Consider the following 15,823-nt stretch of genomic DNA (forward strand, 5'->3'; position numbering starts at 1 on the left):
GCTAGAAAAAACTCATCGAGGCGTAGGTGACGGTCGAGTTGTACTGATCGGTGATGCCGCGGTCGTAGCGAAGGACCTGGCCTGATTCGGCTTCGATGAGGCGCAAAAGAGCATAGATGGGCGCGAACCCGGAGATGCGGCGCTTATCGTTCTCGGTGATGATGTACTTGGTGAACTCTTCCGGCTTCCGCTCTTCCACCGGCTTCAACATTTCCAGATCGTGCTGCATCGATCGATGGAACGAGAAGTCCGTCGGCGGCTCTTTATCCCCGTAGCGCATCCCGAGATGGGCCAGCTCCGCCGCCGCGACGACACAGTAGCTGCGGCCTGACGTCTTGAGGATGTCGCGCAGCCCGGCCAGAAACACTTCGACCGATTGCTGGATCGGGGCTTCCGCCATGCTCAGCGCGGAAAATGAGCAGAGAATCGGCACAATGGTAAAGGGCTTCTTGGCTCCTACGATCTGCTGGAGAAACGGCAATTGGAACTCAATCGCATGCTCGGCTTGGTGGCAGAGATCCTCTTCGAACGCCACGGGGAACCGTTCTTTGATCTTCGCCAGCAAGGGCTGATCGGCCTTCACCACACCGAGCGGCGTCTCAAAATCCTTGTCCGTGACGGCAAAGAGATTGTCGAGACCGGCGTAGGCCGTGCCGATGACGACATAGACATCCGGCTGCGTCGCCTCTTGCAGTTCCTTGTAGGCCCAGGCGTAGATCGAACCGGCCTGTTTCAGATCGTAGGTCGGCGCAACCAGCCCCTTGATGGGTTTGCCGGCATTCTCTGAGGGTTTAAAGTCCGGGCCTTCTTTCGACGTAAAAAATCCGTCGATCTGCTTCTTCAATTTCAGGCCGTCCGCCTCGTAGGCGCGGCCGGCAAAGGACGCTGTGCGAAGCGGGCTCTCACGATACTGCGCGCGCTGCTCTCTGCGGGCTTCTTCTGCCCGTTCCCCTTCCAGAAACAGTTTCTGATCGAGGTCGGTTACCAACTGCTCAACCTTATCCGGCATCAGGAACTCACCGAACCGTTTCAGATAGAGGGCCCCCACTTGCTGGAGAGAATGCTCGCCGTCGAAATGCTGAATGATGAAGAAGTAGTTGAGCGGAAGCACCAGCCGTTCCTTGCTCAGGCCGGTCGGATCCCACAACACGATGTACTGCTCTTCTCCTTCCTTAATGGGGGAGAACTGGAGATTGCGCAGGGCTGGATAGTGCTTGGGGTCTTTGGCAGTCGTGGTAGTCATAATGCTCCTTGGTCGAGCGCCATTGTAAAGGAGGGAAAGAAGAAGCTGCAACCGGTGGGGAAAGGCTCAGGTAAAATCGAGGTCGAGAGAACGCGGCCCCCCTCACCCTTCAGCCTTGGCCTCAAACCTCAGTCAGTGAGAGTCCGGCGGCTCGCTTCGGCGCCGTAGGCCGAGGGCGATCAAGGTGCCGACCGTGACCAGCGTCAGCCAGAGTGTCGGCCGCCCGTAGGCGGGATCGGAGTATTCAATCAAATCGGTCAGCCGGCCGATCAGGAGCGACATGCGGGCCATAACCGTATAACCGAAGGCTGCGCCGAACGCGATCATCAGGAACAGGACGCCCGTCCTGGCCACCGCCTTTCCCGGTCCGCTGTGCTCCACTGAGAAGAAGAAGTAGAACAGCACCGAACTCACGCCGAGCAGCACGATGATGACATTGATACTGCTGGCCGGATTCAGCAGATTCCAGGAGAAGGTCACGCCATCCCCCGGCACGAGCATCAGCAACGGCCGGACCGTGTCTTCAATCTGCTTCAAGATAAACGATGATACGGTGCGCGGAATCGCCAGCCCCGCCCCCACTCCCACGATAAACGCAAATGCATAGCGCGACAGCCAGGCGGCTTTCGGCACATAGCGAGTGAGCATGAGCAGACCGATCGTGACGGGAATCAGGAGCGTCCATTCCTGATTCTCGACGATGGGTTTCCAGATCAGATGCAGGATCACCGTGTCATAGGTCTTTACGATCGTATAACCGACCGACACCCCGACATAAAGATTCTCCGCCAGTTTAAAGAGCGGATTATCCTTATACAAAAAGGAGAAGATAAACAGAGTTAACCCTGTTGCGACCCACGCCCCGATAATCGTTGCATCCATGCCTGGTCTATCCTCTATGGCTGCGAACCCTGTTGTCGGGCATGACGCCTGAGCGTGAAGTAGAAAATGTTACACAACGCGACCAGGACGATAATCGCGACGTGAGTGGCCGACTGCGCATCCATCCCCGCCACAGCCCGGCCCTTTTGCCCGATCAGGCTTTCGTATTCCGCCGCGCCCCGCAGCCCGCCGATCAGCCCGTTGATCTGGCCGCTCCGCAGCAACGGGTACAAGCCCGGTGCAATCACCCCCGTGCAGCCGCCGCCCAACTCAAATTTGTACTTGTCCTTCCCGAAGACATACCAGGCCTCGACGCCGGGATTACCCGCCCCCAAACTGATCGCATAGGTGACGTCCTTCAAACTGTTGACCCCCTCCAGTACCAGCTGTCCCTTGGTCGGCTTGCCGCCGTAATCACTGGGGAACGCGTTGTAGAGGTCCTGCCCCATGTTGATGATGACCGCCGTCCCTCCCGGGCTCCACCCGAGAAAGACATAGTCGACGCCGCGCTGCTTACCCGATTCGGTCGCCACCTTGGTCAACAGCTCGTCGGCCATGCCCGTGCCGGAGACCCACAGGGTCATTGCGACCACCCGGAGATTCTTCTTGAAGGCATGGCGGAGAATGGCCACGGCCTGCGGATAGAGTTCCGGCTTCGAGGCGGGATCGAAATCGAGGGAGAGGAGCAGTACCGAACGTTCGGGCAGGCTTTCGATATGATCGTAGACCCCGCGCACTTCCTGAGAAATCTTGATGGGCAGGCCGACCGGATAGAGCAGCGGCAAGAGAGTGCACAGCCCGATCACGACAAAGATGATCCGGCGGTCGATATTGAGCATGCGTTCCGCGAAGGTCACAGAAGCTCCTTCGTCGCTATCAAGCATTCGGCCATCAGCAATCAGCCTTCAGGTTACAAAGGAGCCGCCGACTCCTGAGCTGAGAGCTGACGGCTAACAGCTGATCGCTCATCATCACTCTTTTCCTCCGCCCAGATACGATCGCTCGACGCCGAAGATGATTTTAAACGACAGGGCCACGGCCCCCAGGCTGACGCCGATCAAAATGGCACGGCGTACGGAGGCGTTCAGCACGTTTAGAATCCACTGGGAAATATCCCCGCTGATCGGCACCAGATATTCACCCAGCGGAACGCGGCCCATCATGACGATCACGGCCGCGATCAGCAACACGGCGGCTTCCCGGCTTCTGGCGCGGAACGAGCGATAGGCCGCCGAGGCGATGAAGAACGCCAGAATGGCAAACATGGTTCCTTGCAACGGAACCATCATGAAGTTGTAGACCCAACCGAATGCCGTTGAGACCCCCTCGACACTCTCTTTTCCGTTGGCCCATAAGCCGACCGCGATCGTGCCCAACATGCCGGCATAGAGGACTACGCTGTAGCCCCAACCAGCCTCTTTCCGGCGAATCTTGGCCGCATGCACATGGAACAGACTGGTCACGCCCAGCACGAGGGCAAAACCGCCGATAATCTGGAGCCACTTTGTGGCGGAGGTGAGCAACTGCTCGGAGGCGGGATGCGGCACATAATACTGAGCCGCAAAGATCAGCCCGGTAATCATCGTAATCAGCAGCGGCATCTGTCGGCGAAGAAAGATCATTTCACATCCTTGAAGAAGTCGAGCACGTCCTGTGGCCAGGTGGCCTGCGTCACAACGCCCAGTGTCGCCAACAGCACTCCGATTCCGATCACCGAGAGGATAATGGCCTTCCCGATATCCTGCCCGCGCAGAGTCCCAAGCTGGACCGGTTCACGCGACAAATAGGCGCTCGCGGCATATAGCTCCTCCCCGATCAACGTGTAGTCACAGGTCGTCACGAAGAACGGCAACTGGTGGTCCGAGTCGGTTCCCGCAATCTGAATGGCCCCGGTGCTCGCCCCGGTTTCCGTCAGCAGCAGGGCCTCGGCAAAATACGACCCCATGAAGAAATTCGCCGCCGGCTTTTTGCGCAACATGATCCCGTCGACCGCGGCGGTATAGCTGAACTGATCGCTCGTAATGAAAAAATTCGAATCCTCCTTGAACAGATCCGGCTTCCCCGCTTCCAAATACGCTTGCTTGGTGATTTCCTGGCAGACCGCCATGGTAATGGGATCGCGGTGCGGCACGAGCAGCTCCGTTTCATAGGCCGCCGTCCTTTTCGCCACCCGTCCGAGAATCACCGCCGCGGCAATCGTGGAAGGATCGTGCATATCGTGCGCACCGGTCAGATAGAGAATCGGCTTCCCCAGCTCGGTCGCCCGGCCGATCGCTTCATCCACCGCATCGAGACCAGGGATCCGCCGCAGAAAGATCTCGCGGCGCTTCGCTTGCGCAATGGAAAAAAACACCACGCCCCCGAAGAGGAGCGTCAAGACCAGGTTGTTCACCGAGTTCCAGTTGAACCAGTTGGGAGCCGGGGTCGCATGAAGCAAAGGACCAACCGTTCGGTCCTCGCCTTTGAGCATCGCCACGGTCACCGTATACGCAGTCCCGTCTTTGAGCTCGACACCCTTCCCGTTCCGGATGACGAACTGATGCCAGTTGCGGTCTGCCGTTCTCGTCCACCAGGGTCCCTTGAGATCTTTCACCAGGCGAGTCTGGGCCGGGAACTCGGCGATGACTTTCAGTGAAGCCGCATCCGAGGCACCGGCATCGCCGAGCAACACCTGATAGCGGGCCTCAGGGCCATCCAACGGACTCGGCGCCCAGTTGACCGTGAGGCTTTCGCCTCCATCATTCGGAGTGTCGAACGCCTGCACATTCACCGGCGCCGGCAGCATCCCTTCAGCCCACCCCGAAGACGGAACAAGTCCGACTAGACAGGCGCAGATAAAGATAGCCGGATGGAACAGGCCCCATCTTCGTCCTCTGTCACTACTCATTGGCCCCATCACGACATTCATCTCCACAGGATGCTCAAAAAGTTCGTCCAGCAAGGCCGCAGCCGATGAAGGCACCGGAGGCGTACCCTCTGGGGTACGTTGAGGATGCCTTCAAGGTGAGAACGCCGCTGGCGGACTTTTTCAGCATCCTGCTACGAACCTTCGATGACTTCGATATTCGTTCTGGGAATGACGGCAACCTGCCCGTCCGGGAATCGCACTTCCAGCACGCGCGCGTCGCTTTCTGTGGGAATCTTTTGGAGACCTGTGGGCAACGCCGAGACCTCTCCGATCTTGCCGAACAGCGGATCGCGAATGATGCGCACCGGATCGCCGATCCGGATGCCCTCGCGCTGCGGTGCTGCCGTCGCTCCGGCCTGTGCCGCACCGGCAGGTTTCGCGATGATGATCTCGGGCCGAATGACCCCGGCGCGAATCTGCGTGGCCCCGGAAATCGCCGCCTTCTCCCCGGCATGGGCGGAGAGCAGCGTAAAGGTCTTCTGCGCCATGGGGATCGTCCCGAACCCCTCCGTAAGGATCAGCGTGAACCCCACTTGCTCGGTTCCGGTAATAGCCACTCCCAAATCGTATCCCAACAAGGCCCGGAGATCCTTATCATGAATCCCGCCGACGACTAACCCGGCAACGCCGACTTCTTTCGCCTTGGCCATCGTCTCAGCGGAGAGAAACGACCCGCCGACGACAATCTTCCCCTTCATATCGGCGTTGATATGAGCCGGCGTCAGGGCTTCATCCGGCTTCGTGACGGCCATCATCAACAGACCGGACGTCTCACCGCCGATACCAAAGATCCCCTGGACCAGACTGCAGCGCGCCTCGACTGTCACACCCTGACGAGGATGCACCTCCACGACCGTCCCATCCACATACGCCAGCAACTCCAGCACGCGCGGCGGTTCACGGAGCAGCACCTGACCGGTGATGGTCGAGAGCGATTCCACCGTGCCGGTGATCGGAGACTTGATCTCCGTCTTGAACCATTTGATCAGCGGCTTGTTCTCGGCCAGAATTTCATCCTTCTGAACCGGTTCGCCCTCTTTCTTGATCAAATATTCTTTGATCTCATCAGGCGCGACGCCCAGTTGATTGGCCAGGTTCAACGGATAGACCTTGCCGGGCAACTCGGCCCTGGCCACCGGCTGATTCGACTGCACCGTATCGCCGAACGCGACCAAGACCGTGCCGGGCAACGGCAATTGCCGCCGCCGCCTGATGACGGTCTGTTCGGTGACTGTCAGCCCTGGTGTATATGAATGCGCCATGATCTTGAAAGCATTGAGCTGTCAGTCAACAGCTTTCAGCAAAAACCTTCCCACCGTACTGTCCTTCTGCTCCCCCCACTGAGAGCTGATTGCTGACCGCTGATCGCTCTCATCCTGGATACAACTCCACTGCCTTGAACCATTTCGTCAGCGCCGCAACCCGAGCCGGTTCATCGGCCGGCAGCTTCAGCGGCCGGCCGCGGCCGTCCAACAAAAGCCCGACGACCCCACCCTGCACCTCGCGGCTGACCGGCACGCCGGCGCCCTGGCCAAGGTTGACCGTCTTCGCCGGTTGCATCGTCAGCTTGGCCTTCTGATTCGGCCCGAGCGGGAAGAGTCGCAACTCACCCATCTTCAACTGATCCTTCACGGCGCGCCCGTCTGAAAACATGATCTCGTAGTCCACCAACCGTTCGCCGTCTTTCAGCTGCCCGATCGGCGCCACACAGGTGCCGAGATAGACCATGCAATCCCGCACGAACACATCCGTCGCCGCCTTCTCATTGATCGTCGACAAGACACCCAGATGCGGCATCATGAAAATACTGTCCACGGAGAGCATCGTGAACCCAAGCGGCTCATAGGCATCCACCATCATCAGCATCGACTGAATGCGGCGCGGAGCATGCGACAAAATCCCGCCGCTCCCGACGATCAGATCCAGCTTGAGCATGTCCACGAGGCTCTTGCCTGAGATCTGCTGCTCGAATACGTCAGAGATCGTGCGTTCCTGTTGAATACCCTTCAGACCGGTCGCAAGCGACTTGTGATGGATGAGCGCCAGCCGTAACGCTTCACGGGCAATCGCCTGTTCGATCTGCAATTCGTCGAGCGTCTGCGGAATTGTCGTGGGCCGGACCATCTTATTCTTGATGCGATTGCGAAGCGTCTGTTCATCAATGTTGAATGGCACCCAGCGCATGATGTTCGCCAGCCCTGCCTCCGCCAGTACATTGGAAATGCTATAGGACATGCCCAGATTGGCGCTGACCGTGCGGTTGAACACGCCTTCAAAGACTGAGAACACATCGGTCGTCGCGCCGCCGATATCCACGCCGATCAGATTCAGATGCTCCCGTTTGGCGATGGCTTCCATGATGAGGCCCACCGCCGCCGGTGTCGGCATGATCGGCGCCCCGGTCATCTCGATGAGCTTTTTGTATCCCGGCGCCTGCTGCATGACATGTTCGAGAAACAGATCGTGGATCTTATTGCGAGCCGGCGCGAGATTTTCTTTTTCCAACACCGGGCGGATGTTATCCGTCACTTCAAGAGCCGCCTTCTCGCCTAATATCTTCCGTACCTGCGGCTGGGCTTCTTTGTTGCCGGCGTAGATCAACGGCAACTTGTACGTTGCGCCGAACCGCGGACGCGGTTCCGCCGCCGCAATGTATTCCGCCATTTCGACGACATGAGTGACCGCCCCGCCATCCGTTCCGCCGGACATCAGAATCATGTCGGGCCGCATCGTCCGGATCCGCTCGATTTTCTCGTGCGGCAGACGGCCATCATTCGAGGCCAACACATCGATCACGATGGCACCGGCGCCGAGCGCGGCACGCTGGGCGCTCTCCCCCGTCATGTTCTGCACGACTCCCGTGACCATCATCTGCAATCCGCCGCCGGCACTGCTGGTTGAAATGTAGATGTCGACACCGGTCTTGGCATCACGGCACGGCGTGATGATCGTCTCGCCGTCGAGGATCTTCCGGCCCGACAGTTCTTCAATTTCGGCAATCGCGTTGAGCACCCCGCGCGTCACATCCTCGAACGGAGCTTCGACCGTCGTCGGCGCTTCGCCGCGAAACGTCTGGCGGTATTCATCGCCGACCTTTTCAATGAGAATGGCTTTGGTGGTGGTACTGCCGCAGTCCGTGGCAACGATGACATTCAGCGGATGGTCGATCTTCGGTTTTTCAGAAGCGTGAATGGCCGTGCTCATCGAGCTGTCGCCCCCTGAGGAGTCGAAGCCGCTTCGATCAATGCAATGAGGCGAACCGTCGTATCCCGGCGTTCAAGCAGCGCTGCGACCTGCGACACTTCCTGGGCGCTGAACGCCAGTTCAATGATAGGCGCAAAGAAATGCAACGCCTGGCTGCCAAGAAAACTCATCGGCCCGAGTGATTCCAGAAACACGACCGCCGGAGCGGTCATCCTCCGCTGCACCACCGCATCCGCTATACGTTGCAACAGCGCCAGATCTTCAATCGTAAAGGCTTCGGCTTCAGATCGAGTGGAAAACGCATGGGACAGTCCCGCACGGACCTGTTTCCACTTTTCCGTCAGAGAAACCTTGGTGAAGGAAGCCATAAGTGTGTGGAAAGGCAGTCAAAACAGTTATGGAAAGGCATTATAGGAAGGGGGGGGGAGAGAGTCAATTTAATGCTGGAACCGCCGATCCATTGCAAGGTTTGATGGTCCTATGCCAGCATAGCAATACCAATCATCGAGGAGGTCCCTATGACCTGGCGTGATCGCATAACCGTAGACCCCGCTATCTGTCACGGCAAACCTTGCATCAAAGGGACGAGAGTGATGGTGTCGGTCGTTTTGGATAACATCGCGGCAGGCGAAACTCCCGACCAAATTACGACTGCTTATCGTCTGGCAAAAGAAGACGTCCAAGCCGCGTTGCAGTACGCCGCTGAATTGGCGCGCGGGCGTATCGTTTCGCTGGAGACCGGTGCAGCCTAGTGCGATTTAAGATCGACGAGAACCTCCCGCCGGAATCCTCCGCCCTTCTTCAGAACAGCGGACACGATGCACTCACTGTCTGGGATCAGAGACTTCAAGGCCAACCTGACCTCACAATCGCTAGAGTCTGCCAAGAGGAGCAGCGAATATTCATTACCCTCGATCTCGACTTTGCAGATATCCGCACCTATCCACCCGATCAATACTCAGGCCTCATTGTCATGCGGCTCAATAGTCAAAGTCGAACTTCCGTCTTGAGAGCCCTTCGAGGGCTTCTACCCATTCTTGAAAAAGAACGCATCGATGGTCATCTGTGGATTGTCGATGAGACCACCGTTCGAATTCATGGAGAGGGAGAAAACGGTAAGTGAGGAGAGAGCGAGGAGGCTGAACCTATGAGCCTCTTATCTGCCGTGAGTTGAACCAAGCGATGCCTCCCCCTTCGTTCAAGTGGGCACCCGCTTACCTCAAACATTAGGCGTTAACAAAAGGGCTACCGCATGACAGACATAGAGAGAATTGTTTGGGGTGCCTTCGGAGGTCTCACCGTTTACGTCGCTGGTCAGCTCTTGTCGAAGCTCGTTATCGAGCCGCTTCATGAACTTAGACAGACTGTTGGTGAAGTACGTTTCCACTTGGCATTTCACGCTCCGACAATCCACACCCCCATTGGGCGATCGAAAGAAAGTTCCGATGCGGCAAGAGAAGCCCTGCTAAAAAATTCCTGTGATCTCATCGCAAAACTTCACGCAGTGCCGTTTTACACGCTGACACACCTGCTATCTTTCGGTGCTCTTCCAGGCAAAAATGCCGTAGAAAGTGCCGCAGTTCAGCTACGTGGGCTTTCAACCTATATGCATGAAGAAGGTGATAAATCCAACGCTTCTCTTGAGGTAATACGGAAGCGCGTCGCCAAGATCGAATACCTGCTGCGTCTAAAACCCTTGGAGTAGTAAACATGTCCCCTACATATCTAACCACCGCCGCAAGGCTAACTATTTTCGCAGTTTCATTCTGTTCGATTTCGCACGCTGCAACGATGGACGATTATGTAACGTGCGGCCTTGTCTATGGCGCGCTTTTTCAGGCGGCTAAGAAAGCACAGCATGAGAGGATGCTTTCGTACTCAAAACCTCGCTTACAAGCAGTTTTGCCCTATCCACAGGAAAATAAGGACAACCCCAGAGCGAAAGAGAAATTACGAGAAACAGCGACTCACCTTGAGGATGAAGTTAAGAATACATTCGTCAGAGAAGCGACCAATGCCATTCTTGAGGAAGATCCCGTATAACTGAAGACAGCCATGCCACGTGTCTTTCAATGTGATAAAGCATTCGGACTACCTACGCTGCCGCTTCCACTTGAAGCCAAGCATGCTCCTCGATGGAACAAGTTCCTACAAGGTTTCCATGCCGGCTGCCTCGTAAAACAGAGGAAAGCCGCTTCGTCGTTCAGTGATGCTCAGATTCAGAGGTATTGCCAATGCATGACGGACAAGGCAGCCACGAAAGGGGTAGATTCAAGCAGCTCGGAAGAAACCAAGGAAAGAATCATAAATGAAAGCCATGGGGCCTGCTTCGCCAGCATCCAATAGCGGATTAAACTGACCACTCTCAATTGTTTTAGAAATGTCCTAGCTGGCAAGGCAGTGATAGAGGACGGCCTGACTGCTCCCTATACCTTCTTCTGGCCGATCTTACTCTCCGTCCCGTTCCAGAGGCGTTCAATATTCCCCTTGTGCTTCAGCACAATGAGACCGCTGACGATCACGGAGAAGATCACGAATTCAACGGTTGGTCTGGCCAACGAAGCAATCAGCGGGAAGAGGCCGAAGGCAGTCAGCGCGCCGCCGGACGAGTAGCGCCAGAGCGCAACGGCGCCGATCCAGGCCAGGAGCAACAGGAATCCGATCGCCGGCTCCACGCCCAGGACAGAGCCGAGCGCAGTCGCCACGCCTTTGCCCCCTTTGAATCCGAGAAATAGCGAGAAGAGGTGACCGAGAAACGGGGCCAGCGCAACGATGAGAATCATCCACTCCTGCTGAAGCATCTGCGTTGCCGCAAATCCCATCACCCATCCTTTGCCCATGTCTCCGATCAACGTGAGGATGCCGGCTTTCTTGCCGGAAACCCGCAAGACGTTGGTGAAGCCGACGTTCTTGCTGCCGACCGTTCTCGGATCGGGCAACCCCATCGCTTTGGACACGACGATGCCGAATGGAATAGCCCCCAGCAGATAGCCGGCCATTGCCATGAGAACCCAGATAATTTCTTGATTCATGGGAATTCGCCCGAGAAGTCCCGACTAATATATTACAGGATGTTCAAACTAGGCATCCGGCAAGGCCGCAGCGAGCGAAGGGCCGAGGAGGTACAAACCGAGCTTCGCTCGAACCGCTCGCTTCGATCAGATGCGAGCGGATAGGTACTTTGCCTCCAGTAGGCTCGGTACGTTGAGGGTCTGAACGATGCGAGAACGCAGCCGGGGGCTAGTTTCAACATCCTGATCACAGGCCTTTTTCCACCACCTGTTTCCAAAAACTCCACACATACTGACCGCCGGATATATAGCCCAGCACCAGCGACAGATAGAGCGTCACGATGCCGGCCAGGTGCAGATTCCCCAGCGCTGCCAGGCTGGTTCCTTCGAGAATCAGCATGACGATGGCCACAACCTGCAAGGCCATTTTGTACTTGCCCGTCGTCTCCGCGGCAATGATGAATCCTTCACTGGCGGCAATCGCCCGTATACCGGTCACTCCCAGCTCCCGGGCAATGATCAAAATAGCCACTAGAGCGCTGACCCGGTCCACGTTCACGAGCAGAATCAGCGCGGACAACACCAACAGTTTGTCGGCGATGGGATCGAGCAACTTCCCGAGCTTGGTGACCTGACCCGACCGTCTCGCCAGATAGCCATCGAGCATATCCGTCACGGCGGCCACGACAAACACAATGGCGGCCATGAGCGAGCGATCCGGATCCGGCGTGACAAACAACACGACGAACACCGGAATCAAGAGAATGCGAGTAAGCGTGAGCAGGTTGGGCAGATTCAACGAATCCTGCCCGATTTCCCGCCATGCTGCGAAGACGCGATTCATGATGCCATCCTACTCGCTGGAACTTTTAATTCAACACAGAACGATCAAACTGGCGCACTGCAAGGCCGCAGCGAGCGAAGAGGCGAGGAGGTACATACCAAGCTTCGCTTGACCCGCTCGCTTCGATCACTTGCGAGCGGATAGGTACTTTGCCTCCAGTAAGCTCTGTACGTTGAGCCCTCTGAGCGATGCGAGAACGACGCCGAGCGGCAGTTTCATCGTTCTGCTAAACGATGCCGCTCTTCAAGAGATCATGCAAATGAATGACACCGCGGATATTCCGATCGCCTTCGCTCACCACGAGCGTCGTAATGGAAAATCGTTCCATCATTTCGACCGCTTTGGCCGCCAGATCGTCTGGTCCGATGGTCCGTGGCTGTCTCGACGCGAGCACGCTCGCCGTCGCCTTCGTGAAGTCTCCGCCGCCCTGAATGAACCGCCGCAAGTCTCCATCGGTGATGATCCCGGCCAGTTTCCCCGCCTGATCCACGACCGTCGTGATCCCGAGCTTCTTCGCGGTCATTTCCAACATCGCCGTCGTGCCGGGCACCGACTCTTCGACCTTGGGCAAATCGGCCCCCGCATGCATGAGATCTTTCACCCGGACCAGCAACCGTCGCCCGAGCGTGCCGCCCGGATGAAACTGCGCAAAGTCTTCTTCTTTGAATCCGCGCTTCTGCAACAGCGCCACGGCCAGCGCATCGCCCAACGCCAAGGTGGCCGTCGTGCTGGCCGTCGGCGCGAGCCCCATGGGACAGGCCTCCTCCGACACCGAAACGTCCAGTGCGACATCGCTTTGCTTCGCCAGAGTCGATGTCATACGACCCGTGAGACCAATAACCGGAATCCCCATGCGCTCGACATAGGGCAGGATCTGCAGCAGCTCCGCCGTCTCGCCGCTGTTGGAAATGGCGATCAACGCATCGCGACGGGCCAGCATGCCTAAATCGCCATGCACGCCTTCTGCGGGATGAAGAAAGAATGAGGAGGTACCGGTACTGGCCAACGTCGCGGCGATCTTCTGACCGATTAGCCCCGACTTGCCCATGCCGGAGACGACGACCTTCCCCTTGCACTGAGCCAGCAAGTCCACAGCCTTTTCGAACTTGCTGTCCATACGATCGACGAGCGCCAACACCGCGCGCGCTTCGATCTCAAGCACACGCTTCCCGTCACCCAGACTCCCCAGGCTCTTCACTCCCTTGGGCGCGGGAGAACGCTTCGGCTTTGGCTTTAGCTTCGTGGTTTTGCTGCGTCGCATATCCGCATGACCCGTTCGAGCAAAGCTTTCAATTGATGCAGCGGCACCATGTTAGGACCATCAGAAAGGGCCTCATCCGGGTTGGGGTGCACTTCCATGAAAAACCCGTCCACACCGGCGCCGGCTGCCGCACAAGCCAGCGGCTCGACGAACTCCCGCTGTCCGCTGGACTTCGTGCCTCCGCCGCCGGGTAATTGCACGCTATGCGTTGCGTCAAAGACGACCGGGTAACCAAAACTTCGCATAATGGGGAACGAGCGCATATCGACGACGAGGTTGTTGTAGCCGAACGACGATCCACGTTCCGTGAGCACAATCCGCTGACTCCCGCACTCTTCCACCTTCTTCACGGCGTTGGCCATTTCAGGCGGCGAGAGGAATTGTCCTTTTTTCACATTGACGACTTTTCCGGTCTTGGCCGCGGCGATGAGCAGGTCGGTCTGACGACAGAGAAACGCCGGGATCTGTAAGACATCAACCACTTTGCCCGCTTCCGTCGCCTGCTCTTCCGTGTGGACGTCGGTCAGAACTGGGAGTCCTAGTTGCTCTTTCACCTTCTTCAATACCGCCAAGCCATTCTCGATGCCAGGGCCACGGTATGACTTGATCGAAGTCCGGTTGGCCTTGTCGAACGATGACTTGAAGACATAGGGAATACCCAGCGCCTTGGTGATCTCGGCAATCTTCCCGGCCGTATCCAGCACGAGCTGTTCACTCTCGATGACACAGGGGCCGGCAATGAGGAATGGGCGATTCCCCGCGCCGACTTTGAACGAACCGATCTGGACGTCGTGGCTCATTTAGTGGCCCAACTTCTTGCGCAATGCTGCGCCGACGAATCCACTAAAGAGAGGATGCGGATGATGCGGGCGCGAACGATACTCAGGATGGAACTGGGTCGCGAGAAACCAGGGGTGTTTCTTCAGCTCGACGATCTCAACCAGCCGCCCGTCGGGCGACAGGCCACTCAGCACCAATCCCTTGGCCGTAAGTTGCTCGCGATAGGCGTTGTTGAATTCGTACCGGTGCCGGTGCCGTTCACCGATCTCGTTGACGCCGTACATCTTCTGCGCCAGCGTCCCCTCTCCGAGTTTGCACAGATAGGAGCCTAGCCGCATGGTTCCGCCCTTGTCGCTCACGGACTGCTGGTCGGACATCAAGTGGATGACGGGGTGCGGCGATTGCTCGTCGAACTCCGAACTATTGGCTCCCGCCAGGCCCGCCACGTTCCGCGCAAACTCGATCGTGGCGCATTGCATACCCAGGCACAGCCCGAGGAACGGCACTTCGCGCTCTCTCGCATACTTGATGGTGAGGATTTTCCCTTCGACCCCGCGTGTCCCGAACCCGCCGGGAATCAGAATCCCGTCCGCCTCGCGCAAGATCCGCTCGGTCCCCTGGCGCTCGACGTCCTCGGACTCGATCCAGGTGATGTTGACCTTCGTCTCATGGTCGATCCCGCCATGCACCAGCGCTTCGGCCAAACTCTTGTAACACTCCTTCAGCCCCGCATATTTCCCCACCAGCGCGACGGAAATCTCGTGCTTCGGATGCTTGATCTTCTGCACCATCGCATCCCATTCACGGAGATTGGGCGGGCCGGTCTCGATATGCAACAGCCGGACGATCAGTTCATCTAAGCCTTCCTTTCGAAAGACAATCGGCACTTCATAGATCGTCTCCACATCTTTCGCAGTGATGACGGCGTCCTTCTCGACGTTGCAAAACATCGCGATCTTGGCCTTCATCTCCGGCGGAATGTAGCGATCGGTACGGCACAGCAGAATATGCGGCTGGATACCGATTTCACGGAGTTTGTTCACGGAATGCTGCGTCGGCTTAGTCTTCAATTCACCTGCCGCGCCGATGTAGGGCACCAGCGTCAAATGGACGTACAGCACATTGTCGCGCCCCACGTCGTAGGGCATCTGGCGGATGGCTTCCAGGAACGGCAGACTTTCAATATCGCCGACGGTCCCGCCGATCTCGACAATCGTGACATCGATTCCCTGCGAGATCCGCATGATGCATTGCTTGATCTCGTCGGTGATGTGCGGCACAACCTGGACGGTGCCGCCGAGATAATCCCCCCGGCGTTCTTTCGTGATGACGGAATGGTAAATCCGCCCGGTCGTGTAATTACTTTCCTTCGTCAGCGAGAGCGAGGTGAACCGCTCGTAGTGCCCCAGGTCGAGATCCGTTTCGGCGCCGTCCTCGGTGACGAAGACCTCGCCGTGTTGATAGGGATTCATCGTGCCCGGATCGACGTTGATGTAGGGGTCGAGCTTCAAGAACGTGATCTTGAGCCCGCGGCTCTCCAGAAGATTGCCGATCGACGCCGAAGCCAGACCCTTCCCCAAAGACGAGACCACTCCCCCTGTAACAAAAATAAACTTGCTCATGGCTGCCCCCATGCTTTGCCGATCGACGCCGAGGCGAAGTCTTTCTCCAGCAACGAGACCACTCCACC

The 15,823-nt window shown here is 57.5% G+C and carries 16 protein-coding genes; 3 read left to right on the top strand and 13 right to left on the bottom strand.

The features are described 5' to 3' along the window. Position 1 precedes the first annotated feature (1 nt). The 8 genes from amrB to Q7U39_14205 all read right to left on the bottom strand — a co-directional run bounded on the left by amrB (position 2) and on the right by Q7U39_14205 (position 8,605). A complete protein-coding gene (amrB, locus tag Q7U39_14170; GenBank protein ID MDO9119101.1) occupies positions 2-1,243 on the bottom strand; it encodes an AmmeMemoRadiSam system protein B in 1,242 nt (413 codons plus the stop codon). Between the two features lie 132 nt (positions 1,244-1,375). Beyond that, positions 1,376-2,125 (bottom strand): hypothetical protein, encoded by a 750-nt coding sequence (locus Q7U39_14175; GenBank protein MDO9119102.1) that lies wholly within the window; start codon positions 2,123-2,125, stop codon positions 1,376-1,378. Positions 2,126-2,139: 14 nt separating this feature from the next. After that, entirely contained in the window at positions 2,140-2,982 is an 843-nt protein-coding gene (locus tag Q7U39_14180; GenBank protein ID MDO9119103.1) for a hypothetical protein, read from the bottom strand. Positions 2,983-3,096: 114 nt separating this feature from the next. Next, positions 3,097-3,747, bottom strand: a complete 651-nt coding sequence (locus Q7U39_14185; protein MDO9119104.1) for a hypothetical protein — start codon at positions 3,745-3,747, stop codon at positions 3,097-3,099. Beyond that, positions 3,744-5,012, bottom strand: a complete 1,269-nt coding sequence (locus Q7U39_14190) for a hypothetical protein (GenBank protein ID MDO9119105.1) — start codon at positions 5,010-5,012, stop codon at positions 3,744-3,746. The genes Q7U39_14185 and Q7U39_14190 overlap by 4 nt, the downstream gene beginning before the upstream one ends. Before the next feature lie 152 nt (positions 5,013-5,164). Then, positions 5,165-6,295: a hypothetical protein gene (locus Q7U39_14195; protein ID MDO9119106.1), complete on the bottom strand. Its 1,131-nt coding sequence runs from the start codon at positions 6,293-6,295 to the stop codon at positions 5,165-5,167. 109 nt (positions 6,296-6,404) lie between these two features. After that, positions 6,405-8,237 (bottom strand): glutamate mutase L, encoded by a 1,833-nt coding sequence (locus tag Q7U39_14200; GenBank protein MDO9119107.1) that lies wholly within the window; start codon positions 8,235-8,237, stop codon positions 6,405-6,407. Next, entirely contained in the window at positions 8,234-8,605 is a 372-nt protein-coding gene (locus tag Q7U39_14205; GenBank protein ID MDO9119108.1) for a hypothetical protein, read from the bottom strand. The genes Q7U39_14200 and Q7U39_14205 overlap by 4 nt, the downstream gene beginning before the upstream one ends. Before the next feature lie 150 nt (positions 8,606-8,755). Between Q7U39_14205 and Q7U39_14210 the strand changes: the two genes are divergently transcribed. From Q7U39_14210 to Q7U39_14220, 3 genes are all read left to right on the top strand, one after another. Beyond that, positions 8,756-8,989, top strand: a complete 234-nt coding sequence (locus Q7U39_14210; protein ID MDO9119109.1) for a DUF433 domain-containing protein — start codon at positions 8,756-8,758, stop codon at positions 8,987-8,989. Positions 8,990-9,489: 500 nt separating this feature from the next. Continuing rightward, the gene (locus Q7U39_14215; GenBank protein ID MDO9119110.1) at positions 9,490-9,942 is read left to right on the top strand and encodes a hypothetical protein; all 453 of its coding nucleotides are present in this window, start codon (positions 9,490-9,492) and stop codon (positions 9,940-9,942) included. A 5-nt stretch (positions 9,943-9,947) separates the two neighbouring features. Beyond that, the gene (locus tag Q7U39_14220) at positions 9,948-10,280 is read left to right on the top strand and encodes a hypothetical protein (GenBank protein ID MDO9119111.1); all 333 of its coding nucleotides are present in this window, start codon (positions 9,948-9,950) and stop codon (positions 10,278-10,280) included. Positions 10,281-10,663: 383 nt separating this feature from the next. Here the strand turns inward: Q7U39_14220 and plsY are convergent, their stop codons facing one another. The 5 genes from plsY to Q7U39_14245 form a co-directional block, all read right to left on the bottom strand. Then, positions 10,664-11,269: a glycerol-3-phosphate 1-O-acyltransferase PlsY gene (gene plsY / locus Q7U39_14225; GenBank protein MDO9119112.1), complete on the bottom strand. Its 606-nt coding sequence runs from the start codon at positions 11,267-11,269 to the stop codon at positions 10,664-10,666. Between the two features lie 226 nt (positions 11,270-11,495). Beyond that, positions 11,496-12,092, bottom strand: a complete 597-nt coding sequence (gene pgsA, locus Q7U39_14230) for a CDP-diacylglycerol--glycerol-3-phosphate 3-phosphatidyltransferase (GenBank protein ID MDO9119113.1) — start codon at positions 12,090-12,092, stop codon at positions 11,496-11,498. Positions 12,093-12,318: 226 nt separating this feature from the next. After that, a complete protein-coding gene (locus Q7U39_14235) occupies positions 12,319-13,353 on the bottom strand; it encodes a KpsF/GutQ family sugar-phosphate isomerase (GenBank protein ID MDO9119114.1) in 1,035 nt (344 codons plus the stop codon). Beyond that, on the bottom strand, positions 13,326-14,153 hold the full coding sequence (kdsA, locus tag Q7U39_14240) for a 3-deoxy-8-phosphooctulonate synthase (protein MDO9119115.1): 828 nt from the start codon (positions 14,151-14,153) through the stop codon (positions 13,326-13,328). Before kdsA ends, Q7U39_14235 begins: the two co-directional genes overlap by 28 nt. Further along, positions 14,154-15,755: a CTP synthase gene (locus Q7U39_14245; protein ID MDO9119116.1), complete on the bottom strand. Its 1,602-nt coding sequence runs from the start codon at positions 15,753-15,755 to the stop codon at positions 14,154-14,156. Between the last annotated feature and the right edge of the window lie 68 nt (positions 15,756-15,823).

This window comes from Nitrospira sp., assembly GCA_030653545.1.
Taxonomy (GTDB): Bacteria; Nitrospirota; Nitrospiria; order Nitrospirales; family Nitrospiraceae; genus Nitrospira_D.

Bases quoted from the DNA above. Each gene is read 5' to 3' on its own strand.
- amrB (MDO9119101.1), bottom strand. From the start codon at position 1,243: ATGACTACCACGACTGCCAAAGACCCCAAGCACTATCCAGCCCTGCGC.
- Q7U39_14245 (MDO9119116.1), bottom strand. From the start codon at position 15,755: ATGAGCAAGTTTATTTTTGTTACAGGGGGAGTGGTCTCGTCTTTGGGG.
- Q7U39_14190 (MDO9119105.1), bottom strand. From the start codon at position 5,012: ATGAGTAGTGACAGAGGACGAAGATGGGGCCTGTTCCATCCGGCTATC.
- kdsA (MDO9119115.1), bottom strand. From the start codon at position 14,153: ATGAGCCACGACGTCCAGATCGGTTCGTTCAAAGTCGGCGCGGGGAAT.
- Q7U39_14175 (MDO9119102.1), bottom strand. From the start codon at position 2,125: ATGGATGCAACGATTATCGGGGCGTGGGTCGCAACAGGGTTAACTCTG.
- pgsA (MDO9119113.1), bottom strand. From the start codon at position 12,092: ATGAATCGCGTCTTCGCAGCATGGCGGGAAATCGGGCAGGATTCGTTG.
- Q7U39_14205 (MDO9119108.1), bottom strand. From the start codon at position 8,605: ATGGCTTCCTTCACCAAGGTTTCTCTGACGGAAAAGTGGAAACAGGTC.
- Q7U39_14185 (MDO9119104.1), bottom strand. From the start codon at position 3,747: ATGATCTTTCTTCGCCGACAGATGCCGCTGCTGATTACGATGATTACC.
- Q7U39_14220 (MDO9119111.1), top strand. From the start codon at position 9,948: ATGTCCCCTACATATCTAACCACCGCCGCAAGGCTAACTATTTTCGCA.
- Q7U39_14195 (MDO9119106.1), bottom strand. From the start codon at position 6,295: ATGGCGCATTCATATACACCAGGGCTGACAGTCACCGAACAGACCGTC.
- Q7U39_14210 (MDO9119109.1), top strand. From the start codon at position 8,756: ATGACCTGGCGTGATCGCATAACCGTAGACCCCGCTATCTGTCACGGC.
- Q7U39_14200 (MDO9119107.1), bottom strand. From the start codon at position 8,237: ATGAGCACGGCCATTCACGCTTCTGAAAAACCGAAGATCGACCATCCG.
- plsY (MDO9119112.1), bottom strand. From the start codon at position 11,269: ATGAATCAAGAAATTATCTGGGTTCTCATGGCAATGGCCGGCTATCTG.
- Q7U39_14235 (MDO9119114.1), bottom strand. From the start codon at position 13,353: ATGCGACGCAGCAAAACCACGAAGCTAAAGCCAAAGCCGAAGCGTTCT.
- Q7U39_14215 (MDO9119110.1), top strand. From the start codon at position 9,490: ATGACAGACATAGAGAGAATTGTTTGGGGTGCCTTCGGAGGTCTCACC.